This is a genomic window from Planococcus sp. CP5-4_YE, assembly GCF_019042655.1.
Classification (GTDB): domain Bacteria; phylum Bacillota; class Bacilli; order Bacillales_A; family Planococcaceae; genus Planococcus.
Genome location: NZ_JAHPZO010000008.1, coordinates 92,514 through 114,932, shown reverse-complemented (window position 1 = coordinate 114,932; position 22,419 = coordinate 92,514). Strand labels below are relative to the sequence as shown.

The window sequence follows — 22,419 nt, the reverse complement described above, 5'->3', positions numbered from 1 at the left end:
ACCCAAAAGAAATGAGGAGATTGCTTTGAATTTGTTCGAACAAGTGCATGACCGCAGGAAAAGCCGTTCCGTGAAATGGGAGCGGATGGAGAAAATCTACGGAATCCAAGATGCATCTGGCATACTGCCGATGTGGGTAGCGGATATGGACTTTCCGGCTCCGCCTCCAGTGACTGATGCTTTGCGAGAACGATTGGAACATCCGATTTTCGGTTACTCATACATATGCGAGGAATGCAAAACGGCAGCTGCGAATTGGCTGAAAAAACGCCACGGCTTAACAGTCGAAACAGATTGGATGCTGTTTCACCAAGGCGTTATCCCGGCCATGGCCAGTATCATTGATGTCTTTACTGAAGTAGGTGATTCAGTGCTGGTGACGCCGCCTGTCTATCCGCCATTTTTCTCCATCCCTCAAAATCTTGGGCGCGGAGTCCTGTACTCCGAATTGACAGAGCAAGACGGCGGGTACACCATCGACTGGGTTGATTTTGAAGCCAAGCTTGGAAAAGCCCGTTTGTTCATCTTGTGTAATCCACACAACCCCAGCGGCAAATTATGGACAATGAAAGAGTTGGAGCACATCGTTGCGTTGTGCTCACGCCATGATGTTTTGATTCTTTCGGACGAAATCCATTGCGATTTGATCCATACAGGCGAAACCCATACACCGCTGCTGTCGGTTGCCGGCAGTGAACGAAACCGCATCTTCACGTGCATCGCGCCGACGAAAACCTTTAACCTAGCTGGCATTCAAGCAGCGATGATTGTCGCTGCTGATTCCGACAAGCGCACACGACTAGAACAGCATATGCAAGCGCATGGCACCGGATCGTTGAATGCATTTGCCCCTGTTGCCTGGAAAGCCGCGTACGAACAGGGCGAACCATGGCTGACTGAATTGCTCGAAGTATTGGCCCACCATATCGATTATGCGGTGGAACGGCTCGAACAAGAAGTTCCTGGCTTGAAGATTCGCAAGCCGCAATCGACTTATTTATTATGGATCGATTACCGGGCGTTGGGGCTCACTGAAGATGACGTGATGCAACGCCTGCTTGAAAAAGGCAAAGTGGCGCTTGAACCGGGATCGAAATACGGTGAAGCCGGCCGCGGTTTCTTGCGCATGAATATCGCGTGCCCTAGGCAGACCTTGGAAGATGGCGTTAGCCGAATTATCCGCGCACTCCGTTGATGATTCATTATAAACAGGAAAAAAGCTATCGCTCGAGGCGATAGCTTTTTCTTATTGCTCAATGATATCGATTGATTCGATGACGATGTCTTCAAGCGGTTTATCATTTGCACCTTTTTCAACAGCAGCGATTTTATCGACGACGTCCATGCCTTCGTCAACCTGGCCAAAGACGGTGTGCATCCCGTCAAGCCAAGGCGTTCCGCCCATTTCTTTGTAAGCGGCAGTGATTTCTTCTGGATAATCGGAGGCGCTGCCTTCTTCAATTTCTTTTGCTTGGACAATAAAGAATTGGCTGCCATTCGTTCCCGGCCCTGCGTTTGCCATCGACAAAGCACCCCGGAAATTGAATAGCCGATCGCTGAATTCGTCTTCGAACGGCTCGCCATAAATGCTTTCGCCTCCGCCCCCTGTGCCGGTCGGATCACCGGTCTGCAACATAAAGTCCTCAATGACTCGGTGGAAAATGACGCCTTCATAATAACCGGATTCGGCGTGCCCAAGGAAATTCTCTACTGCTTTTGGCGCGATTTCCGGGAATAGCCGGATGCGGATCGTGCCTTCGGATGTATTCAAATCCACAACCGTTTCTTCCGTTATGCCTGGTTCCAGCTGTGGATAGCCTTGTGGCTCTTCTTCAGAATTCCCGCAAGCCGCTAATGCAACTGTACAGACTAGAAGTAGTACTAACCATATACTCTTTTTCATTTCGTTTCACCCCGCTTTATTCTAGCACAGAACAATTCAGAATACAGTGGTAATTTATTCTGCTTTTTTCGGGTAACGAACTATTATATAATATAGGAAGAGATTTGGTTTTCAGAAAGAAGGGGTTCCAACTGGATACTCAAAAAAGAAATTTCTACATTATCATGTTCACCAATTTCCTGGTCGCCGGCAGCACGACGATGATCATGCCGTTTTTGTCGCTGTACATTGAATCACTCGGCAATTTTTCGGATGAATATGTGCAGCGTTGGTCAGGGTTGGTGTTTGGCGTGACCTTCGTTGCCGCATTGTTCATGTCCCCGGTATGGGGGCGCATCGCAGACAAATACGGTTTCAAACCGATATTGATCATCAACGGCTTCGGGATTGCCACTAGCATCTTTTTGATGGGGACGGCCGATTCGGTGCTCGGATTATTCATGATCCGTTTGTTCATGGGGGTCGTGACGGGATTCATCCCAACTTCACTAGCTTTCGTCAGTTCCCAGACGTCCAAGGAGACCGCCGGCAAAACGCTCGGCACGCTTCAAATGGGCAGTGTGTCAGGCACTTTATTCGGGCCGGTAATCGGCGGCTTGATGGCGGATGCGTTCGGTTTCACGTACACCTTCCTCATTACCGCAAGCATCATTGGCATCGCCGCCTTGTTCGTCGTCTTCGGGTTGAAAGAAATCCGCAAGCCGAAACGAAAAGGGGCCCATGTCTATGCGCGCAGCACCGTGATCCATGGCATCTTGCACCACCGCCTATTGCTCAATGTCATGATTATCACAGCATTGATCCAAATCGGCAATTTTAGCATCCAGCCTTTATTGTCTTTATATGTAGCGGAATTGACAGAAGGCACCGCTCAAGTGGCCTTTCTTGCAGGCGTCACCTTCAGCGCGACAGGCGTTGGCAATCTGCTGTTCGCTAGGCTTTGGGGACGGCTCGGGGATTCGGTCGGCTATGAGAAAATTCTCGGCTTGCTGTTACTGCTCGCATTTGTGTTCATCATCCCGCAAGCTTTTGTTACCGAACTATGGCAGCTCATCGTTTTGCGCCTATTCTTCGGCGTAGCAGTCGGCGGCATGATCCCGACTACGACTGCCCTGATGCGCCGTGAAGCACCAATCGATATTCAAGGCGAAGTGATGGGTTATAACACCAGCTTCCGGTTCCTCGGCAATATCGTCGGGCCGATGTTTGGCGGCATCATCAGCGGCTTTATCGGAATTTCTTCCGTTTTTATCGTAACCGGCTCATTATTTGTTTTTGCTTTCGCTTTCCTTTGGTATACGAAAAAACAACCAGAACAGGATTTCGAGGATGTTCTCCTGGAACAGGAATTAAAACATTCTTAGCTTCAGTCAAAAAGACCGGTTGAATGAGTGACACTCCTTCAACCGGTCTTTTTTTGTGCATTTTTAAATTCGCAATAGTCAGATTACAGAGTTTCTTCCTATTACAAAACGCTAGAAATCTTCACGCCGCTTCTCTTTGCCGCGAGGGTGTTCGGTGCAAAACCGCTCTAAATGCGTTATACTTTTTAATTAGAAACTCATCACGTACCACTTTGGAAGGAGGATTCATTTGTCTCTTGTATTTCTGATTTTTATACCGATCCTTGCAGCACTGTTTATTCCGCTGCTATTCAAACGACTCGGCCAGATTCACACAGGCTGGTTCGTTTTGCTGGTTCCGGCAGCGCTGTTCTTATACTACGCCACCCGCCTTCCTTCAGTTATGGAAGGTGGCACTTATGTATCTGAACTTTCCTGGATCCCTTCCCTCGATATCGCTTTTGTTGCATATCTAGATGGGTTGAGTTTATTGTTCACTTTGCTGATTACTGGAATCGGCGCGCTCGTCGTGCTCTACTCGATTTTCTATTTGGACAAGCACCGCGAACAATTACATAATTTTTATGTATATCTGTTGATCTTCATGAGCGCCATGCTTGGCGTCGTTCAATCGGATCACCTGATTACGCTGTACTTGTTCTGGGAATTAACTTCAATTTCCTCGTTCCTATTAATCGCCTATTGGTATACGCGTGACCGCTCCAGATTTGGCGCGTTGAAGTCGATGATGATCACCGTCTTCGGCGGGTTGATGATGCTTGGGGGATTTGTGCTGCTCAGCATCATGGGCGGCACGTATTCGATTCGCGAATTGATCGCCCAAGCCCCAGAACTGGCACAGCATGATTTCTTCATCTGGGCTTTGGTTCTCGTGCTGCTCGGCGCATTTACGAAATCAGCACAATTTCCGTTCTACATCTGGCTGCCGGACGCGATGGAAGCACCAACGCCTGTCAGTGCTTATCTCCACTCCGCGACCATGGTTAAAGCGGGCATCTATTTGGTTGCCCGCTTGACGCCTGTCTTCGCCTTGTCCGAAGTATGGATGTGGTTAGTTGCCGGCGTCGGGTTGTTCACTATGGTGTGGGCATCATTCTTCGCCTTGAAGCAGAAAGACTTGAAAGGAATTTTGGCCTTCTCGACTGTATCCCAGCTAGGTCTTATCATGTCTCTGCTTGGTGTCGGCGCAGCAGCCTATCATGTAGAAGGCGCAGCTGATACTTACTTGAAATACGCAGCGTTTGCGGCAATTTTCCATCTGATCAACCACGCAACCTTCAAAGGAAGCCTGTTCATGATTGCCGGCATTATCGATCATGAAACAGGGACGCGCGATATCCGGAAACTCGGCGGTTTGATGAGCTTGATGCCTGTCAGTTTCACGGTCGCCTTGATCGGCTCCTTGTCGATGGCGGGCCTCCCGCCTTTCAACGGCTTCCTCAGTAAAGAGATGTTCTTGACGGCGATGCTGTCGCTGCAGGAATTCAATATGTTCTCGATGGACGTCTGGTGGGTATTGTTCCCGATCATCGCTTGGATTGGCTCGGTCTTCACGTTCATCTATAGCTTGTATTTCGTGTTCCATACATTTGCCGGCAAACATCAGCCGGAAGAATTGCCGAAACAAGCGCACGAAGCACCAATTGGCATGCTCATTTCACCAGTGTTCCTGGCCGCGCTAGTCGTATTGATTTTCTTCATCCCGAACTTAATTGGGGATTGGCTAGTGAAGCCAGCCGTTGCCGCAATCCAGCCGTTTCTTTACGATTCGCCGCAGAATGTGGATATCCACGTTTCTGCATGGCATGGATTCAATACCGAATTGTTCATGACGCTCGGCATTTTTGCAATCGGCGGCTTAATGTTCTGGACGCTTCGCAAATGGCAGCATCTATACGATGTTTATCCAGATTCAATTTCACTGAACCGTCTCTACGATGAAATGATGCTGCTCAGCTACGGAGGGGCCAACCGCTTCTCCCGGATTTATATGACAGGCTTTATCCGGTCCTACCTTGTCTATATGTTCAGCTTTATGACGTTCATCGTTTTGCTGACCTTGTTCTTGAACGAAGCGTTCCAGATCGATTTCAGCAATTTGGCGCCAATTGGCGTTTACGAAATCGTCATCCTGCTGGCATTGGTCGGCGCAACCTTGACGATTCTCGGTTCCAAGTCCCGCTTGACCGCGATTATCGCACTCGGGGCTGTGGGTTATTCGGTGGCACTGCTGTTCGTCATCTTCCGCGCACCTGACTTGGCGTTGACACAACTGGTTATCGAAACCATCTCGGTTGCCTTGTTCTTGCTGGCGTTCTATCATTTGCCGCAGATCAGCCGTAAAGAAGAGCGCATGAAATTCCGTTTCGGCAATGCACTTGTCGCACTTGGCGTCGGTGTCACGATGACCTTAGTTGCCTTGTCGGCACATTCACAAAAATCTTTGCCATCGATTTCTGAATTCTACAAAGAAACCGTGTATAAAGAAGCAGGCGGCGGGAATATCGTCAACGTCATTCTTGTCGATTACCGCGGGTTTGACACCTTGTTCGAGATTGCAGTACTCGGCATTGCGGGCATCGGGATTATTACGATGATCCGCCTTCGCCTCACGAAAAAGGAGGGTCAGCATGAGAACAAATGATGTCATGCTTCAAACCGCCACGAAAGTGGTGACCTTCATCATCTTGATGTTCGCTGTCCATATTTTCTTCGCTGGACATTATACACCAGGCGGAGGATTTGTCGGGGGATTATTAACCGCAAGTGCCATCGTCTTGTTGATGCTTGCGTTCGACATCCCCACCGTCAAGAAAATTATCCCAATCAATTACGTGGTGTTATCCGCTGTCGGCTTGTTGATTGCTATCGCAACCGCCAGCGCATCGATCGTTTTTGATGTCCCATTCTTCACGCACGCCTATGATTATTTCGATTTGCCATTGTTTGGCGAAACTTCCCTGCACTCGGCATTGCTATTTGATATAGGCGTCTATTTGGTTGTTGTAGGAGTAACGATGACCATTATTCAAACGATTGGAGAGGATGAATAATGGAAATAGTCATGTCGGTTGCCATCGGCTTATTGTTCATGGCAGCTGTATATTTAATGCTATCGAAAAGTTTGATTCGCATCATTATCGGCACAGGCCTTTTGAGCCACGGCGCCCACCTATTGCTATTGACAATGGGCGGCCTCGGCGGCACAGCGCCGCCCGTTGTGGCTGATGGGGTAACGGTTAGCGATTATGCCGACCCTCTGCCACAGGCGCTGATCCTGACAGCGATCGTTATTTCGTTCGCCGTCACGTCATTTTTCCTGGTGCTCGCTTACCGCGCCTACCAGGAACTTGGCACAGACAATATGGAGCTATTGAGAGGTACAGAAGATTATGAGTAATTTAGCTTTGTTCCCCGTAGTCATTCCATTGATTTTTGCCGCCATCTTGATGCTGTTCCCGAAAAAGTTGCACATGCAACGCGCAGTGGCGATTGGCGGCGTTGCTGCGACACTCGCCTCAGCGCTTGTGCTATTCTCGAAAGTTTCTAACGACGGCGTCCAAGCTGTCACGCTCGGCAGCTGGCCTGCCCCGTTCGGCATTTCCATGGTATCCGATATGTTCTCGGTACTGTTGGTACTGAGTTCCACCATCGTCACGCTGTTCGTATTGTTTTACAGCATCCCAACGATCGGTGTAAAACGCGAGCAGTCGTTCTATTACCCGGCCGTGTTGTTCTTGATGACCGGAGTGAACGGCGCCTTTACAACAGGTGATATCTTCAACTTATTCGTCTTTATTGAAGTGTTGTTGATGGCTTCTTATGCATTGATCGTTCACGGCGGTGAAAAACCGCAACTGCGCGAATCAATTAAGTACTTGCTGGTGAACATCATTTCATCGGCCTTATTCGTTTCCGCAGTCGCTTATCTATACTCTGTTACCGGTACGCTCAATATGGCTGACTTGGCTGTTAAGATCCCACAGATCGAAGCAGTCGGCATCCTAACGGTCATTGCCGTCTTGTTCCTGGTCGTCTTCGGTTTCAAAGCGGCGATTTTCCCATTGTACTTTTGGCTGCCAGGTTCTTATTTCGCACCGCCCATGGCGATTCTTGCCTTGTTCGGCGCATTGCTGACGAAAGTCGGCGTCTACGCCATCATGAGAACCTATACCTTATTCTTCACAATGAATACAGGTTTTACCCACGAATTGTTGGCGATCATTGCGATTTTGACCATCCTGGCTGGCTGCGTCGGCGCGCTTGCTTATTTTGATGTAAAAAAGATCATCATCTACAACATCATCATCGCGGTCGGCGTTATCCTATTCGGCATTTCGCAAATGAACGCAGCAGGCGTCGAAGGCTCCATTTTCTATTTGGTGCACGATATGCTTATTAAAGCGGCATTGTTCCTTCTGGTCGGTATCTTAACCGTCATTTTCGGAACCAGCGATTTGCGCAAGATGGGCGGGTTAATCAAGAGCTATCCGCTCTTTGGCTGGACCTTCCTTGTTGCAGCATTCGGTCTTGCCGGCATTCCCCCGCTCAGCGGATTCCCCGGCAAATTGTTGATCGTCCAAGGCGGTTTCGAAGGCACCCATTTCTGGGGCAGCCTTGTGATTCTGGCGACTAGCTTGCTCGTGTTGCTAAGCGTTGTCCGTATCTTCATCTATGCATTCTGGGGCGAACCGGTGAAGATTGTCACGATCGACCGAAAACATTATCTATCGATGTTCGTCCCAACAGCTATACTCGTCGCCTTGACTGTATTCCTCGGCGCCGGTGCGGAACTCTTCATGCCGTTCGTTTCGGACGCGGGTGAAGTGCTGCTGAATCCATCGCTCTATATTGATGCGGTATTAAAGGAGTAGGTCTTAATGTCTTTACAAGTTCTATTGAATTTCTTTTTGGCGCTCGTCTGGATGTTCATGACCGTGTCTTTCACTCCTTCCGGATTCGTCATCGGCTTTTTGATCGGCCTCGGCATCATTATCTTGATGCGCCGGTTTTTCTCAAAACGATTGTACATCCTGCGCGTCTGGGCGTTAATCTCACTGTTCCTGTTATTCCTACGTGAACTTTTCATGTCAAGCATCCAGGTGCTGTCGATCGTTGTAAGCCCAAATATGAACATCAAACCGGCCATTTTTGAAATGGAGACGGAACTCGATGACGACTGGCAAGTAACCTTGCTGTCGGCCTTAATTACATTAACTCCAGGCACTTTGGTTATCGGCATTTCTGAAGACCAAAAACGCCTGTATATCCATGCCTTGGATTTCGAAGACATTGACTCGGCCGTTTTATCCATAAAAAATACGTTTGAACGGGCGATATTGGAGGTGAGCCGGTCATGATGATGTTTTACTGGGTTGCCCTGTTCATTGTCAGCATTTCCTTTGCTGGCCTGTTGTTCCGCCTCGTCAAAGGCCCTACAGTCGCAGACCGCGTAGTCGCACTTGATGCGATCGGCGTGACACTGGTGTCGATCGTTGCTTTGTTGTCACTCATCATTGAGACGGAATTTTTCCTGGAGGTCATACTATTGATGAGCATCCTGTCCTTTATCGGAACGGCCGCCTTTGCGAAATTCCTGGAGAGAGGGGAGATTTTCAATCGAGATCCTCGTTGATATCCTAATCATCCTTTTAATCAGCACTGGCGTCCTCTTCAGTGCCGTCACTGCCCTCGGGCTCATCAGGCTACCGGACGTCTACACACGGACACACGCAGCCTCTAAGAGTTCGACACTCGGTGTGTTATCGATTCTGCTCGGTACCTTCGTCCATTTTTGGTTTAATGAAGGCATCTTCAACACGCAGATGGTTATTGCCATCGCCTTCCTGTTCATCACGCAACCCGTCGCTGGCCATTTGATCGGCCGTGCCGCTTATATGACAGGCATTAAAGTCGCGGAAGAAACAGTGCGCGACGACATGGGTCCAGCGATTGAAAAACGCAAAAATAACCAGCAAGAAGAACTTGAAAATGAATAAAAAAACTGCAGCCGATTTGGCTGCAGTTTTTTTTATTCATTGTTACCAAGCTTTTCCACAAATGACGCAAGTGTGCGCACCATGGCGCCAGTGCCTCCCTGTGGGCCCAAATCATGCGCTGCATCGGCGTGTGAAGTTCCGGCGATATCGAGGTGGATCCATGGGGTGTCGCCGACGAATTCGCCGACAAAGCCGCCACCGAAAATCATATGGCCGTCGCGCCCGGGCGAATTGTTCAAATCAGCGACATCGCTTTTGCGCAGGCGTTTTTTGTCGTTTTCGGTAAGCGGCAATTGCCAGACAAACTCACCCGTTTTCTTCGAGACGTCTACCAACTTGCTATAAAACGAGTCATCGTTCGTCAACGCACCGGTTTTGTCTTTGCCGAGTGCGACGATGACGCCGCCCGTTAATGTCGCTACGTCGACCACTTGGCTTGCGCCGAGCTGCTTGGCGTACGTGACAGCATCCGCCAATACCAAACGCCCTTCTGCATCTGTATTGAGGATTTCAATGGTCTTGCCGCTCATTGAGGTGATGACATCGTCCGGCTTGAAGGCATTGCCTGACACCATATTATCAGTGGATGCAATGACAGCTACTACGTCCTTATCCGGCTTTAGCTCCCCAATGACACGCATTGCGCCGAGTACAGCCGCTGCTCCGCCCATATCCCCTTTCATGCCAACAATGCCATCTTTCGGCTTGAGCGAATAACCACCCGTGTCAAAGGTGATGCCTTTACCGACAAGTGCAAGCGGTGCTTCAAAACTGTCTGTCGCTTTGTATTTCATCACGATCAGACGCGGTTCTTCGACAGAACCTTGGTTGACTGCAAGCAATGCACCCATGCCGAGCTCTTCGATTTCATTGCGTCCAAGGATATCCGTTTCAAATCCGTAAGTTTCGCTAAGCTCTTGTGCATATTCAGCCATTGCTGTTGGCGTTAAGATATTTGCCGGCATATTGACGAGCGTTCTTGCTTCATTGACTGCCTCGGCATGGACTGTGCCAACGAAAGCCGCCTGGCGGATGGCATCGGCCGGCTGTTCCGTCAAAAAACTCAGTGATTCGAGCGGATGATCCACTTCATTGGAGTTGGTTTTATAATCGGCAAAGCGGTAAGCGCCCATTTGAATGCCTTCAGCAGCTACGTGCGCAACTTGTTCGCTGTTCACTTCTCCATTTTCGAAAGATGCTGTGTAAATGGCAGCATGGCGAATTTTTTCTTTGACCAATTGCTTTCCAGCGATGCCGAATGAACGGCGCAAATCATCTTCCGTCAGTTTTTTACGGTCACCGATCCCAACAAATAACACACGCGGGATATCGCCTTGCAAAGTAGGATAAATGCTCAGCGAGCTTGAATCGAAGGATAACCCACCTTTAATCCAGTCGGCAAGGCGACCGTCAAAGCGCTGCTCCAAGCCTTTCCAGCCATCCGCGTTTTCGGGATGGCGGCTCAAGCCGACGATTAGAATTTCTGCTTCATTTTGTTGTTCTGGTTTTAATACATTGATTTCCATAAGTATCCTCCTTTTAACTGCATCTCCAGTGTAACATTCCTTCGGCTTCCGGAATAGCTTGACTGAGCGCGTGCCGCCCCAGGCGTATGTTATACTTTCTGTACGGAATTTTAAGTAGAAGGGGCTGCTTGCCAAATGGAACTGTTATCCAATACGCCATTAATGATTGCGCTGTTTGCAATTTTTTTCGCCCAATTCGTTAAAATTCCCATTCAATTTGCAGTCACTCGAGAGTTGAATTGGGGACTTTTCACATCGACCGGCGGAATGCCGAGTTCTCATTCCGCTGCGGTGACTTCATTAACAACCGCAGTAGCCTATGAGGCAGGCATTTCATCTACGGTCTTCGCGGTATCCGCCTTGTTTGCGGTGATTACCATGTACGACGCAACAGGGGTACGTTTTCAGGCTGGGCAACAAGCATTGACGATCAACCGCTTACGCCAGGATTTGAATAATTTTATGGAAGAAACCCGTAAATGGCCATCGAAGAAAGAAGAAGAGAAAATCGAGGAGCTCAAAACATTGCTTGGCCACAAACCGAGCGAAGTGTTCATGGGGGCGCTGACAGGAATCGCGCTGTCTGTCGTCTTCTACAGCATGCTCTAGAAAAAAAGCCGGTCCGCAATTTGCGGTCCGGCTTTTTCGATAATCGGAATCAAAACATTTGATACCCCATCTTGCGCAATATTTTCATGACAAATCCAGAAGTGACTGCCCCGAGGAAACCAGCCGTCAGAACGGCAATATCGCTCCCCGTCAACGAACGGATCGTGTCTCCGAGCATGGCAAAGGATTCACCTGGGGCTGTAAAATAATCAAACACGCCGACATCGTCAATAACCAGCAAAATGACAACCGGGTAGACAATTGCCATCAGCCACGTCATGCGCAACAGCATGTTCAATAGAAAGCCGATACCGAAAAACATCACATAAAAAAGCAACATGGAAATGATCAATTGGACAATGGTAAATGAACTGTTCATGGACTCTAACCTCCGTTATTCCTTTCCTCAGTTTACCCGAAACACAAGGCCCTTTCAATGTGGAGGAACAGTATTCATGACTTTGTCACAGAAGGGATCCCGATATAAAAAAGAGCAGCTGCGATAGCTGCTCTTTTGTGTGTTCACAGTTTATTTGTTTTTTCCGGATCCTGAACAGCAGGAGCACGTTTCGGAGCCACCTAACCGTAATTGGAAATATCCTTGGCCCGCGCAGTATGGGCAATGGTTGCCAGTTGCTCTTTTCTTGAAGACTGTCATTCGAAACACCTCCTCTGTTGTTTTTAATATTCTGATAATTGGTAATATATCACGTATCGCAAATAGCTGCAAATAAAAAAAGATGTTTGTAAACGGATACAAACACCTTTATCTCCATTATTCTCTTTTATTCTTTGCTATTCTACTTTTTTCTAAATTGTCTGTTAATTAGCATTTAGTATTTATGCCTGAAAAATAATTTATAGTCGGTGTAGCCAAAAATATGACCGGGATCAACATCTTCGATTGGTTCGAACCCTTCCTCTACTATGTATGAAGCCATTTCATGGAGCATGACCGAGGCATCTTGATCTTCCGATAAGTCTTGTGGAGTGCGCCATGCAGCTTCATAAAGCTCTTCTTGCTGTGCTAGGACGGGTTGTTCGTCTTCGAGCGGGCGCAGCAGGAATACCGCCATATTGTCGCTGATTCTCTCCTTGATCACTCCCGAGCGAAAACCGATCATGCCAAGCACCGCACAATCGATTCCGGTCTCTTCTTTGACTTCCCTTAAGGCCGCTTGATCGACTGTTTCATCCTTTTCAACAAATCCTGCTGGCAAAGACCATTTGCCGTGCAGCCCGCCGTAGCGCTTCTTGACGACGAGCCATTCGTTCTGCTGGTTTACGACCAGCCCGGCAGCGCCGAGCCAGACATCGCCCCTTTTGCTTCTCGACATGGTTTTCCACTCCTTTCCTTACTATCATGTGAAAAAAAGCCCCCCGCACTGGGAGGCTTTCATTTTTATAGTACCTTGAATTTACCTTTTTTCAAGACCAATCCAGGTCCACCGATCATGTACAATGCTCGGTTATCGATCATTTTCTTCATGAACGACGCGCGCTTGCCAGTCACTTTCTTGCCGAAGACAACGCCAATCGCATCTTCTTCGCCAAGTGAGCAGACAGTTCCTTTCAAATCAGGAACAAACTCTTCTGTCGTCCCGTCGCCTGCAAGTGCTTTGATGTTTTTCGCAATGCGCTCGCCTTGCTGCATCGCAATTTGTGCAGTTGGCGGGTACGGGCGATTTGTTTCTTCATTGATCATCAATGCGCAGTCACCAACGATGAATACATCAGAATAGCCTGGTGCACGCATGTCTTTTTCAACTTTAATGCGCGCGCGCATGCTTTCGATGGATGTTTCTTCAATTAAGCGGTTGCCGCGGACGCCTGCTGCCCAAACGACAGTTCCGGCATAGATGAATTCAAACTCATCATCGTTTTTCTTGATCTTCACGCCTTCAGGAGTCGCTTCGACGACCGGCGTTCCGATAGAAAACTCAATGCCTTTCGCTTGAAGATGGCCGACTGCATAGTCTACCAATTCCGGATCGAATCCTGGCAAGACCATCGGTGCAGCTTCTACACAGATGACACGTACTTTTTCACGCGGCACATCATACTCTTTGCAAAGTTCCGGCACACGGTTTGCAAGTTCCCCAAGGAATTCGATTCCAGTGAAGCCGGCTCCACCGACAACAATTGTCAAGCGGCTGTCGTTCTTCACTTCTTCAGTAGACCAAGTCGCAAATTGGAATTCGATATGCTCGCGGATGTAACGCGCAGCTTTTACATTGGCAATCGACAATGCATATGTGTCGAGTCCTTCGATTCCAAAAGTTTCCCCTTCAAAGCCAAGCCCGATGACAAGGAAGTCATATGTGAATTCCCCATTGTCAGTCGAAACTTTCTTGCTGTCTACGTCGATGCCTTCGACAGTGGCTTGAACAAAGTTCACTTTGCCCGTATCGATGACGTCTGCGATATCATAGCGCACTTGTTCCGGAAGCAAAGTTCCTGCTGCCGCTTCGTGAAGCCATGTGCTTTCATAATGATATTCGTTTTTGTTGATAAGCGTAATGTCCGCAGCGTCTGTCCCAAATTCTTTTTGCAGGTTCACTACAGTAGTCAGTCCACCATAGCCTGCACCTAATACTAATATTGACGGTCTTTTCAACACAATCGCAACCACCTTCAAGTCATTTTATGTACCGGAAATAAATAAACAGATTCCAGTAAACACCTATCCTCTATATTAGCCCTTTTGCAAATGCTTTTCAACAGTTGAATGCCCTTACACGGGATGCGCAGCCAAAACGAAAATTAAAAAAACCCGCTTTTGTCACAAAGCGGGTTGTTACATCAGCAGTTTTCAGGAGTCCCTGCTTTTTTTGCGGTGCGGAAACTCGTCCCGCAGCCACATGAGGCGATAGCGTTCGGATTGTCGATGGTAAATCCGCCGCCCATCAAAGACTGTTTATAGTCCACCACGGTCCCTTTCAGGATTGGGGCATCTTCTTTATTAATCAAGATGCGGATGCCGTGCTGTTCGTATTGATCATCTGTTTCTGCCGCTTCCGGTTCGAAACCCATGCCATACGTCAAACCGCTGCAGCCGCCACCTTTAACAGCCACTCGCAGGAAAGATCCTTCTTCTTCGTTATGACGCATCATTTCTTTCACTTGGAAAGAAGCGGCTTCTGTAATTTCTACAACTTGTGTCATCTACGTTCACCCTTTCTTTTCCACTTTACTACCCATTTAGGGCAGACATAAAAAGGGACCTGTAGAAGGCCCCTGGACATTAAAAGACTTGTTCTACTTCAACGACGCCAGGAACTTCCTCGACAAGCGCGCGTTCGATGCCCGCTTTCAATGTGATGGTCGAACTTGGGCAGCTGCCGCAAGCACCGAGTAGGCGCAATTTCACAATGCCGTCCTCTACATCCACCAATTCACAGTCTCCCCCGTCGCGCAAAAGGAATGGCCGTAATTTATCTAAGACTTCCATTACTTGATCTTCCATCATAGCTTCAGTCATTTCTATCGACTCCTTTCATTACAATCATTATAATGTGAATAAGCATAAAAAGCCAATAATGAATTTTCAGGAGGCCAATATTCATGACAAAAAAACCGAGCATCGAAGTTTATGGAACCGACCAGATCTGTGCCAGCTGTGTAAATGCCCCTTCATCCAAGGATACCTACGAATGGCTCGAGGCAGCCATCTCGAGAAAATACAAAGACCAGCCATTTTCAATAAGCTATATCGATATTGAGAAACCGCTGCAAAATGCCAAGCAGCAAGAATATGCGGAGCGCATCTTGGAAGATGAATTTTTCTATCCACTTGTGCTGATCGAAGGTGAAGTGGTCGGTGAAGGCTATATTCAATTGAAACCTGTTTATCGCGAACTCGAAAAACATGGCTTTGCCGCTGCTGAATAACTAAAAAAAGCGCTCCGGGAGCGCTTTTTTCTTTACCCATTATGCCATTTGTACATCCACAAGACGCCCGATTTCATCAAACGCGCAATGCGCCCAGTGACAGTGCGGTCTGCGAGGTAGGCAAAGCCTTGTTTTTTCCCAAGCGAGCCGAGGAAGCCTTTCAGCTTGATCTCCGGCATCGTTTCAGGCAATTCCTCGCCTTTCCATTTCATGCGCAGCACTTTGACGATTTGTTCGGCTTGCTCTTCTGCAAGCTGTGCAGAAGGCGCCATTGGAAGTGCAGCACAATCGCCGACGACATAAACGTTCTCATCGTTCGGCAATTGATGGTATTGATTGATAATGACACGACCGCTGCTGTCGCTGTCCAAATTCAAGTCGCGTACAGGCTTGACAGGCTGGATGCCCGCCGTCCAGACGACTGCATCAACGGGAATCGTTTCTTCATGGTTGTGGAGCAAGTTCGGTTCTACTTTTGTAATATTCGAATTGGACACGACATCGACGTTGTTGTTATCGAACCATTTCTTGACGAAGTTACTCAGCCGCTCCGGGAAGTCGCGCAAAATTCTCGGGCTGCGGTCAAACAGCTTGATTTGCAGATCTTTGCGGCTTTCGCGTAGTTCACTGGCAAGTTCGATGCCGCTAAGCCCTGCTCCGACCACCCCAACAGTAGCCCCTGATTTCAATCCAAGCAAGGCTTCATAGGTTTTACGGGAGTTGCCGATGGTCTGGATGCTATACGTGAACTCATCCGCTCCCGGGACACCGTGATATTTATCAATGCACCCGAGCCCGATGACCAATTCATCATAAGCGATGCGCTGGCCGTCTTCCAAAAAGATGCATTTTTCTTCCAAACCGATTTCTCGAATTTCGCCATTGACGATTTTCAAGCGTTCGTGCTCAGGAAACGGGACACGCACCTCGTGGTCAGATTCTGTGCCTGCAGCGAGTGCGTAAAATTCTGTTTTCATGCTGTGAAAAGGCGTGCGATCGATGAGGATAATTTCCATGTCCTGCGGGAAATTATTCGGCAAGAGCCGAAGCAAGACCCGCATATTGCCATAGCCGCCACCTAGTAAGACTAGTTTTTTCATATAATTCTCCTTTAGCCCGTCATTCTGCTGTTGATTCCAAATATGAGTATAGCTGATTGTGATAACTTTCACAATCATTTCTCGGCAAAATCAATTAATTGACGGTTGAACGGAAACACGGTAGGATTTTCTAGTAGTGAGGTGAGCTGGAATGAATCCGATAATTGAATTTTGCATGAGCAATCTTGCCAATGGTTCAGAAGAGTCTTTTGCAAAATTAGAACAGGACCCGAATCTGGATGTACTCGAATATGGTTGTTTAAGCTATTGTAGCCAATGTGCTGAATCCTTATTTGCACTTGTGAATGGTGAAATTGTGGAAGCGGACACCCCCGAAGAGCTAACCCAGAAAATATATACATTCATAGAGGAAAACCCGTTGTTTTAAGCCGCCTGTTGAGCGGCTTTTTTAATGCTTCCAAAAGCTGAGGTTTTCTAGCATATGTGTCGCAGGATGGTCTTTTTGTAACACCGCATCCATCGGGGTCACACCGGTATTGACATGCACCGTATCGATGCCAAAGCGGATCCCCGCCTGGATGTCGGTATCGTAATTATCCCCGATCATCACCATCTCCTCTTTTCCAAATCCCCATTCATGCTGGATAGCTTCGAGCATATGGATTTCTGGTTTGCCAATAAACACCGGGTCGATGTCTGTCGCTTTCGACACCACGGCAGTTATAGCCCCGTTGCCCGGAAGAAATCCTTGTTCTGAAGGGAATGCCAAGTCCTGGTTGGTCGACAAGAAGACAGCACCCTTTTGCACCTCAAGACAAGCACGCGACAGCTTGTCATACGAAATCTGCAGATCGAGTCCCATCAGCACGATGTCTGCCTGCTGATCAACGCACTCAATTCCTTCTGCATCAAGTGCCTCCTTCAAGCCATCTGAACCGATCAGGTAAACTGTGCGGCCAGGATACCAGCGCTTGATGTATTTTGCTGCCGCTACTGCTGAAGACATAATACGCGATTTATCGGCATGGACCCCGATTCGTTTTAGTTTCTCGTATAATTGGTCCTGTGTTTTAGAAGCGTTGTTCGTCACATAAAAAGCCTCAATGCCGTCATCTTGTAAGCGACTGACGAATCGGGCAGCCTCTTGTACAGGTGCCTCGCCCCGATAAACCGTGCCATCCAGATCCAGGCAATAGGCCTTGTAGCGCTTAATTTTTTCCATTTTCGTTCTCCGGAATAAACGCAGAGACCGGGCCGAGTTCATGTTCAAGATAATGCGCCACTTTAGGGCCGAATTGTTTCAGGCTGTTCAAATGCACATCCATTACGCGTATGATCTCTCCATGGTCGACCGCAATGAATTCACGCACGAGCATCTTGCGCAGTCCGACGAGCTCTTTTAGGGGGTGGTCCATTTCTTCGGTAATCACCTTTTCATCTACTAGTATATCGATGATATCTTCGTAACTACCCGGGTCGCGCATAATAAAACCATCGATCATGGAATTTCCGACATCGATCACTGCTTCAATCGCCCCGAGTGCGAGACGCTCCAAAGCCAATTGATCTTTTAAGGTTTCCCAGTTGCCGTTCGCTTCATACAATGCGATGAGCGCATCCATATAAGTGATGGCTTGCTTGATTTTTCCGCGGTCGATAAAGTACATATTGAGTCCCTCCATTTTGCTGTTGCTCGCTGTTTTGTTTCTTCTCTATCATATCATATGGGCACAAAAAACCCCCGGTGGCTCAATCTGCCTCGGGGGGTTCTGGTTGTTCCTGTACTTCTGGTCGTTCCTGCACTTCTGGTTCCGGCGCTTTTCCTGCCTTTTTCAAAACAAAATAAGAGCATCCGAAATTGCAGTATTCGTATAAATAATCCTGGAGCGTGCTGATCTTCGTATCATAGCTCGCTTTGTTGTTGCTATCCTCAAAAAAGCCTTTTAAGCGAAGCTGTCCGTATCCCCAGTCGCCCAGGATGTAATCGTATTTAGACAGAATATCGCTGTACCTGTTCTGGAACGCTTCTTCCTGAAATCCTTCGCGATGATCCTCGATCACCTCGTAATTCCATTTCTCAATTGTGATCAATATTCTCACCATCCATACCTAGTAATGACAAAAGCCTAGGCTCGCATCATTCTGCTTTACCTGCTAGAATCCTGCTTCAAATGTATCACACCAAGGCTATGCGGACAAGCTGCGCTCTAGGTGTATGGACAAACAAAAACCTCCGGCAGAGTGATTGCCGGAGGTTTCCCCATTCTATCCTAAATCTTCTGCTTTATTTGCTTTGCTCGATCTCACAGCGTGGAAAATGCTCGCTGCAAGCCCTCCCCATAGGAGGACCATCCCGATGATCATGACTACAATTGCGCTAACTGACATGTCAATCCCTCCTTATTCTTTTTCTCTCGCCGGATGTTCGGAATGCTCGTCGTAATAGCGATAGTTTTTATGCCATTTGCCAAGCGAGAACAAGATGCCGAAGAGCAGGGCTCCTGCTGCGACAGCCACACCGCCGAATAAAGTGAACATATTGGAATAACCTTCATAGTTTCCTGTTTCCGTATCGAATTGCTGGAAGATATTCAAGCGCAGCAAGCCGAACATCATATAGCCAAGAACGAGTGGCGTGATAACGCCAAGGCTGAATTTCCACCAACCGCCAAGGTGGATATCCGAGATTTCGTTTGCATGGTTCTGCAAATCGCCTGCTTTGCGCAAGATCCAGACAACCATGACGACTTCCACAAGACCGACTGCCGCGACACCGAATTGGTTGATGTAGTAATCAGCGATATCCAAGAAGAACAATCCGCCTTGTGTAGCGAATAATATGGAAATTAATGCCGCAAGACCGCCACCGAATGCAACTGCTTTACGGCGTGAAATCCCGAACTTCTCACTAAATCCTGCAACATAAGTTTCTGTGATCGACATGAGTGATGTGAGTCCCGCAAGTGTCAATGACAGGAAGAATAAGAAGCCGAAGAGCCCGTTAAATCCTGGGAATTCATTGATGATCGCCGGGAATACGACGAACGCGAGGCCAACACCGGCAGAAGCAACATCTGCTACTTCCACGCCTGATTGAGTTGCCATGAAACCAAGTACCGCAAATACCCCGATACCGGCAAGCAACTCAAAGCTTGAGTTGGCAAAACCGGTGATGAACGCGTTGTTTGTGATATCCGATTTTTTCGGCAGATAGCTTGAGTATGTGATCATGATCGCAAAGGCGACCGATAAACTGAAGAATATGTGCCCATAGGCCGCAACCCAGACGGTCGGATCCATGATGGCATCAAAGTTCGGCTCGAAGAATGCCTCTAGTCCAAGTGCTGCCCCGTCTAATGTGACCGCACGGATAACGATAACAATGAATATCAATACCAAAGTCGGAATGAAAATGCGATTTGCCATCTCGATCCCTTTTTTGACCCCGGCAAGCAAAATGCCGAGCGTGATGACCCAAACAATCACCAATGGAATGAAAATGCCCCAGACGATTCCCCCTGTCTCACCTGGATTCACTGTCAATTGAAGGAAGTCATTAAATAAGAAGCCTTCTGTATCTTCCCCCCACGCTTGATTGAATGAAAATAATGTATAACGCATCGCCCAAGCGATGATAACCGCGTAATACACCGAGATGACGAACGATACGAACATCGCCCACCATCCGAGCCATTCTGCTTTTTTGCCGCTCATTCTAAAGAATGAAAGTGGTGCGGATCCGCGATAACGATGGCCGATAGTGAACTCCAATATAAGGATTGGAATCCCGGCTGTTAAAAGAGCAAACAAATATGGTATAAAAAATGCGCCCCCACCATTTTCATATGCTACATACGGGAATCGCCAAATATTCCCTAGTCCTATTGCTGAACCGACCGCCGCCATGATAAAACCGGCTCTCGTTCCCCATGTAGAACGTTCCATTTCTCTTCCCCCTTTGTTGGTAACTCCCAATTTTTTAACAGAAAAATAGGAAGTTTGTTTATATTCAGATTATTTTGGAATCTAAATTTAGTATAACTAGGACCCTGTTCAAAGTAAAGATAATTTCTGAAAATTTCTTTAAAAAACTATTATAATAATAATAAAAAGGTGGAGATATAATATCTCCACCTTTCAAATATTAGTTCTGTTCATGCTTTTCCATTAAGGTTGTGCGTTTAGACCATAAAATGAATAGTATTGCCAAGACGATTGCTACCGCTCCAAGAGCCAAAGGCAAGGAGCCGGTAAAGCCTATGACGATATACCCTACTGCTGCAATTGCTGCAGAGGTCAATGCATATGGAAGTTGCGTTACGACATGATCCATATGGTTGCTTCCTGCGCCTGTAGACGAAAGAATCGTCGTATCTGAGATCGGTGAGCAATGATCTCCGAATACCGCTCCTGCCAAAACAGCAGACAAGGAAGCGAGCAATAGTTCCGGTTCTGCCTGGATCATGATTGTACCGGCGATCGGCAGCAAAATCCCGAATGATCCCCAGGAAGTTCCCGTCGAGAATGCCATAACACCAGCAAGCAAGAACAATAAGACCGGCAGGACACTCGTCGGCACATTGCCGCGTGCGACTGCATCGGCAAGATAAGTGCCAGTTTGCAACGCGTCGATCAAATAAGTCAGCGACCACGCAAAGATCAAGATAAACACTGCGCCGGCCATCGATTGAATGCCAGCCCAGATGCCTCTACCGATCCACTGCACTTTTGCCACTTCGTTTCGTCTGATCTGGATGGCGTACAGGATAATCGCAGCAAGCGCGCCGATGAGGCCGCCTGTGATCAAGGATAATGGCACATCCGTGTTTTCAAAAATGAGCCAGATGTCGAATACTCTATCGGCACCTACATAACCCGTCCACATCATCGCCGCGACTGTCCCGACAATCAATAACAGAATCGGCAATAACAAATCGCGGACACGGCCATGAGAGTGGCTCGGGAAATCTTCTTTCATTTCGCCGGGAATTACTTTGTCTGGATTGAACAGCTGGCCTTCAGTGATCGCCAGGCGTTCATGTTTTTTCATTTCCCCAAAATCTACATCACGGATCGCGACGAAGAATACGATGGCGAGTGCCGCGATGACGTAGAAGTTCATCGGTGCCATCCACAGGAACGCTTCCAATGCAGAATAATCCAGGAAGGTCTGCCCAGCGAGGATCGTACCGATGATGCCAATGATCGCTGCTCCCCAGCTAGAGACAGGAGACACGACACAAATCGGCGCGGCAGTAGAATCGATGAAATAAGCTAGTTTTGCACGCGATACCTTATAGCGGTCCGTAATCGGCCGTGCGACTTGCCCAACAGCCAACGCATTAAAGTAATCGTCGATGAAAATCAAGATGCCGAGAAACACCGTAACCAATTTCGCCCCGCGGCGGGTTTTCACACGCGCAGATGCCCAATCGGCAAATGCATGGCTGCCGCCAGACAAGCTGACGAATGCTGTAATCACTCCCAGCAATAACAAGAACAAAATGATGAAGACATTGTAAGCGTTAAAGCCCTCGTTCCAAAAAATGACAGCAAATGAAGTAAATAATTCATTCGCTGCCTCAATAGGCGCAAACGATGTCAAGATCAGCGCAGCCGCTACGATGCCGACGCCGAGCGACAGCAATACGCGGCGCGTCAACAGAACCATCGCAATCGCAATAATCGGCGGCAGTATCGAAAAGATTGTGTTTTCCATAATTAGATTTCCTCCTATTCGTTTTGATGGTAAGGCTTAGACCAAAAAAGCCGGTTTATCCAAGGGATAAACCGGCTTCCTACAATTCGTCTGTGTGCACAAGCATCAAACAACCCTGTAGCTCTCCATCTGCAACTCGCTGCAAATGACAGTGGCATTCCTGTTCGAAATGCCCCCAATCGCCGCTTCCCTGACCCGGAAACGGTAATTTCGGCAAGCTTCCCTTTCGAATGTGGTCAACGCGGTCAAACTCGCACATTCTACTGATGAAGGCTGCAGCCTCTACCCATCGATATCTAATTCATAAAAAGCATAGCCCAAAAAGCACACAAAATCAACTAACAGTC

General features: G+C 48.0%; 26 protein-coding genes, 1 pseudogene and 1 riboswitch. Of the genes and pseudogenes, 12 read left to right on the top strand and 15 right to left on the bottom strand.

Going from position 1 to position 22,419, the window contains the following annotated elements:
* The first annotated feature begins 25 nt into the window (after positions 1 to 25).
* Entirely contained in the window at positions 26 to 1,195 is a 1,170-nt protein-coding gene (locus KTG14_RS11160; protein ID WP_216971015.1) for a MalY/PatB family protein, read from the top strand.
* Between the two features lie 51 nt (positions 1,196 to 1,246).
* Here the strand turns inward: KTG14_RS11160 and KTG14_RS11155 are convergent, their stop codons facing one another.
* A complete protein-coding gene (locus KTG14_RS11155) occupies positions 1,247 to 1,903 on the bottom strand; it encodes a peptidylprolyl isomerase (RefSeq protein ID WP_216971014.1) in 657 nt (218 codons plus the stop codon).
* A 131-nt stretch (positions 1,904 to 2,034) separates the two neighbouring features.
* Here KTG14_RS11155 and KTG14_RS11150 point away from each other — a divergent pair, with 131 nt between their 5' ends.
* The 8 genes from KTG14_RS11150 (at position 2,035) to mnhG (ending at position 9,266) form a co-directional block, all read left to right on the top strand.
* The gene (locus KTG14_RS11150; RefSeq protein ID WP_216971032.1) at positions 2,035 to 3,267 is read left to right on the top strand and encodes an MFS transporter; all 1,233 of its coding nucleotides are present in this window, start codon (positions 2,035 to 2,037) and stop codon (positions 3,265 to 3,267) included.
* Positions 3,268 to 3,496: 229 nt separating this feature from the next.
* On the top strand, positions 3,497 to 5,911 hold the full coding sequence (locus KTG14_RS11145; protein WP_216971013.1) for a Na+/H+ antiporter subunit A: 2,415 nt from the start codon (positions 3,497 to 3,499) through the stop codon (positions 5,909 to 5,911).
* Positions 5,898 to 6,320 carry a Na(+)/H(+) antiporter subunit B gene (locus KTG14_RS11140; protein ID WP_216971012.1) on the top strand — a complete coding sequence of 141 codons (423 nt, stop codon included), beginning with the start codon at positions 5,898 to 5,900 and terminating at the stop codon, positions 6,318 to 6,320. Before KTG14_RS11145 ends, KTG14_RS11140 begins: the two co-directional genes overlap by 14 nt.
* Positions 6,320 to 6,667 (top strand): Na(+)/H(+) antiporter subunit C, encoded by a 348-nt coding sequence (locus tag KTG14_RS11135; RefSeq protein WP_121301099.1) that lies wholly within the window; start codon positions 6,320 to 6,322, stop codon positions 6,665 to 6,667. The genes KTG14_RS11140 and KTG14_RS11135 overlap by 1 nt, the downstream gene beginning before the upstream one ends.
* Positions 6,660 to 8,141, top strand: a complete 1,482-nt coding sequence (locus KTG14_RS11130; RefSeq protein WP_216971011.1) for a Na+/H+ antiporter subunit D — start codon at positions 6,660 to 6,662, stop codon at positions 8,139 to 8,141. The genes KTG14_RS11135 and KTG14_RS11130 overlap by 8 nt, the downstream gene beginning before the upstream one ends.
* Positions 8,142 to 8,147: 6 nt before the next feature.
* On the top strand, positions 8,148 to 8,627 hold the full coding sequence (locus KTG14_RS11125) for a Na+/H+ antiporter subunit E (protein ID WP_216971010.1): 480 nt from the start codon (positions 8,148 to 8,150) through the stop codon (positions 8,625 to 8,627).
* Positions 8,624 to 8,902, top strand: coding sequence for a Na(+)/H(+) antiporter subunit F1 (locus tag KTG14_RS11120; RefSeq protein WP_216971009.1), 279 nt, complete (start codon positions 8,624 to 8,626; stop codon positions 8,900 to 8,902). Before KTG14_RS11125 ends, KTG14_RS11120 begins: the two co-directional genes overlap by 4 nt.
* Entirely contained in the window at positions 8,853 to 9,266 is a 414-nt protein-coding gene (gene mnhG / locus KTG14_RS11115; RefSeq protein WP_254178115.1) for a monovalent cation/H(+) antiporter subunit G, read from the top strand. Before KTG14_RS11120 ends, mnhG begins: the two co-directional genes overlap by 50 nt.
* A 32-nt stretch (positions 9,267 to 9,298) precedes the next feature.
* Here the strand turns inward: mnhG and KTG14_RS11110 are convergent, their stop codons facing one another.
* Positions 9,299 to 10,792 carry a leucyl aminopeptidase gene (locus tag KTG14_RS11110; RefSeq protein WP_216971008.1) on the bottom strand — a complete coding sequence of 498 codons (1,494 nt, stop codon included), beginning with the start codon at positions 10,790 to 10,792 and terminating at the stop codon, positions 9,299 to 9,301.
* A 135-nt stretch (positions 10,793 to 10,927) separates the two neighbouring features.
* On the opposite strand from KTG14_RS11110, the gene KTG14_RS11105 reads away from it, so the two are divergent.
* Positions 10,928 to 11,401, top strand: coding sequence for a divergent PAP2 family protein (locus KTG14_RS11105; protein WP_211653763.1), 474 nt, complete (start codon positions 10,928 to 10,930; stop codon positions 11,399 to 11,401).
* 49 nt (positions 11,402 to 11,450) lie between these two features.
* Here KTG14_RS11105 and KTG14_RS11100 read toward each other — a convergent pair whose 3' ends face one another.
* The 6 genes and pseudogenes from KTG14_RS11100 to KTG14_RS11075 all read right to left on the bottom strand — a co-directional run bounded on the left by KTG14_RS11100 (position 11,451) and on the right by KTG14_RS11075 (position 14,995).
* Positions 11,451 to 11,780 (bottom strand): YuiB family protein, encoded by a 330-nt coding sequence (locus KTG14_RS11100; RefSeq protein ID WP_216971007.1) that lies wholly within the window; start codon positions 11,778 to 11,780, stop codon positions 11,451 to 11,453.
* Positions 11,781 to 11,930: 150 nt separating this feature from the next.
* Positions 11,931 to 12,059 (bottom strand): YuiA family protein, encoded by a 129-nt coding sequence (locus tag KTG14_RS11095; protein ID WP_167358030.1) that lies wholly within the window; start codon positions 12,057 to 12,059, stop codon positions 11,931 to 11,933.
* Positions 12,060 to 12,234: 175 nt separating this feature from the next.
* The gene (locus KTG14_RS11090; protein ID WP_216971006.1) at positions 12,235 to 12,738 is read right to left on the bottom strand and encodes an NUDIX domain-containing protein; all 504 of its coding nucleotides are present in this window, start codon (positions 12,736 to 12,738) and stop codon (positions 12,235 to 12,237) included.
* Between the two features lie 65 nt (positions 12,739 to 12,803).
* Positions 12,804 to 14,018, bottom strand: a complete 1,215-nt coding sequence (locus tag KTG14_RS11085) for an NAD(P)/FAD-dependent oxidoreductase (protein WP_216971030.1) — start codon at positions 14,016 to 14,018, stop codon at positions 12,804 to 12,806.
* 185 nt (positions 14,019 to 14,203) lie between these two features.
* Positions 14,204 to 14,566 (bottom strand): HesB/IscA family protein, encoded by a 363-nt coding sequence (locus KTG14_RS11080; protein WP_216971005.1) that lies wholly within the window; start codon positions 14,564 to 14,566, stop codon positions 14,204 to 14,206.
* Between the two features lie 79 nt (positions 14,567 to 14,645).
* Positions 14,646 to 14,995 (bottom strand): annotated as a pseudogene (locus tag KTG14_RS11075) (NifU family protein).
* On the opposite strand from KTG14_RS11075, the gene KTG14_RS11070 reads away from it, so the two are divergent.
* The gene (locus KTG14_RS11070; RefSeq protein ID WP_216971004.1) at positions 14,966 to 15,292 is read left to right on the top strand and encodes a YuzD family protein; all 327 of its coding nucleotides are present in this window, start codon (positions 14,966 to 14,968) and stop codon (positions 15,290 to 15,292) included. The pseudogene KTG14_RS11075 and the gene KTG14_RS11070 sit on opposite strands and share 30 nt — an antisense overlap.
* Before the next feature lie 32 nt (positions 15,293 to 15,324).
* On the opposite strand, the gene KTG14_RS11065 is transcribed toward KTG14_RS11070, so the two are convergent.
* On the bottom strand, positions 15,325 to 16,392 hold the full coding sequence (locus KTG14_RS11065; RefSeq protein ID WP_216971003.1) for an NAD(P)/FAD-dependent oxidoreductase: 1,068 nt from the start codon (positions 16,390 to 16,392) through the stop codon (positions 15,325 to 15,327).
* Between the two features lie 151 nt (positions 16,393 to 16,543).
* Between KTG14_RS11065 and KTG14_RS11060 the strand changes: the two genes are divergently transcribed.
* Entirely contained in the window at positions 16,544 to 16,780 is a 237-nt protein-coding gene (locus KTG14_RS11060) for a YuzB family protein (RefSeq protein ID WP_068461450.1), read from the top strand.
* Positions 16,781 to 16,801: 21 nt separating this feature from the next.
* On the opposite strand, the gene KTG14_RS11055 is transcribed toward KTG14_RS11060, so the two are convergent.
* The 6 genes from KTG14_RS11055 to KTG14_RS11030 form a co-directional block, all read right to left on the bottom strand.
* Positions 16,802 to 17,575 (bottom strand): TIGR01457 family HAD-type hydrolase, encoded by a 774-nt coding sequence (locus KTG14_RS11055; RefSeq protein WP_216971002.1) that lies wholly within the window; start codon positions 17,573 to 17,575, stop codon positions 16,802 to 16,804.
* A complete protein-coding gene (locus KTG14_RS11050; RefSeq protein ID WP_216971001.1) occupies positions 17,562 to 18,020 on the bottom strand; it encodes a DUF86 domain-containing protein in 459 nt (152 codons plus the stop codon). Before KTG14_RS11050 ends, KTG14_RS11055 begins: the two co-directional genes overlap by 14 nt.
* A gap of 82 nt (positions 18,021 to 18,102) precedes the next feature.
* A complete protein-coding gene (locus KTG14_RS11045; RefSeq protein WP_216971000.1) occupies positions 18,103 to 18,444 on the bottom strand; it encodes a YutD family protein in 342 nt (113 codons plus the stop codon).
* A gap of 174 nt (positions 18,445 to 18,618) precedes the next feature.
* Positions 18,619 to 18,741, bottom strand: a complete 123-nt coding sequence (locus KTG14_RS11040) for a methionine/alanine import family NSS transporter small subunit (protein WP_157073458.1) — start codon at positions 18,739 to 18,741, stop codon at positions 18,619 to 18,621.
* Positions 18,742 to 18,753: 12 nt separating this feature from the next.
* Positions 18,754 to 20,298, bottom strand: coding sequence for a sodium-dependent transporter (locus tag KTG14_RS11035; RefSeq protein WP_216970999.1), 1,545 nt, complete (start codon positions 20,296 to 20,298; stop codon positions 18,754 to 18,756).
* Positions 20,299 to 20,497: 199 nt separating this feature from the next.
* Positions 20,498 to 22,072 (bottom strand): Na+/H+ antiporter NhaC family protein, encoded by a 1,575-nt coding sequence (locus KTG14_RS11030; RefSeq protein WP_216970998.1) that lies wholly within the window; start codon positions 22,070 to 22,072, stop codon positions 20,498 to 20,500.
* Positions 22,073 to 22,182: 110 nt separating this feature from the next.
* A riboswitch (Lysine riboswitch) is annotated at positions 22,183 to 22,365 on the bottom strand.
* Between the last annotated feature and the right edge of the window lie 54 nt (positions 22,366 to 22,419).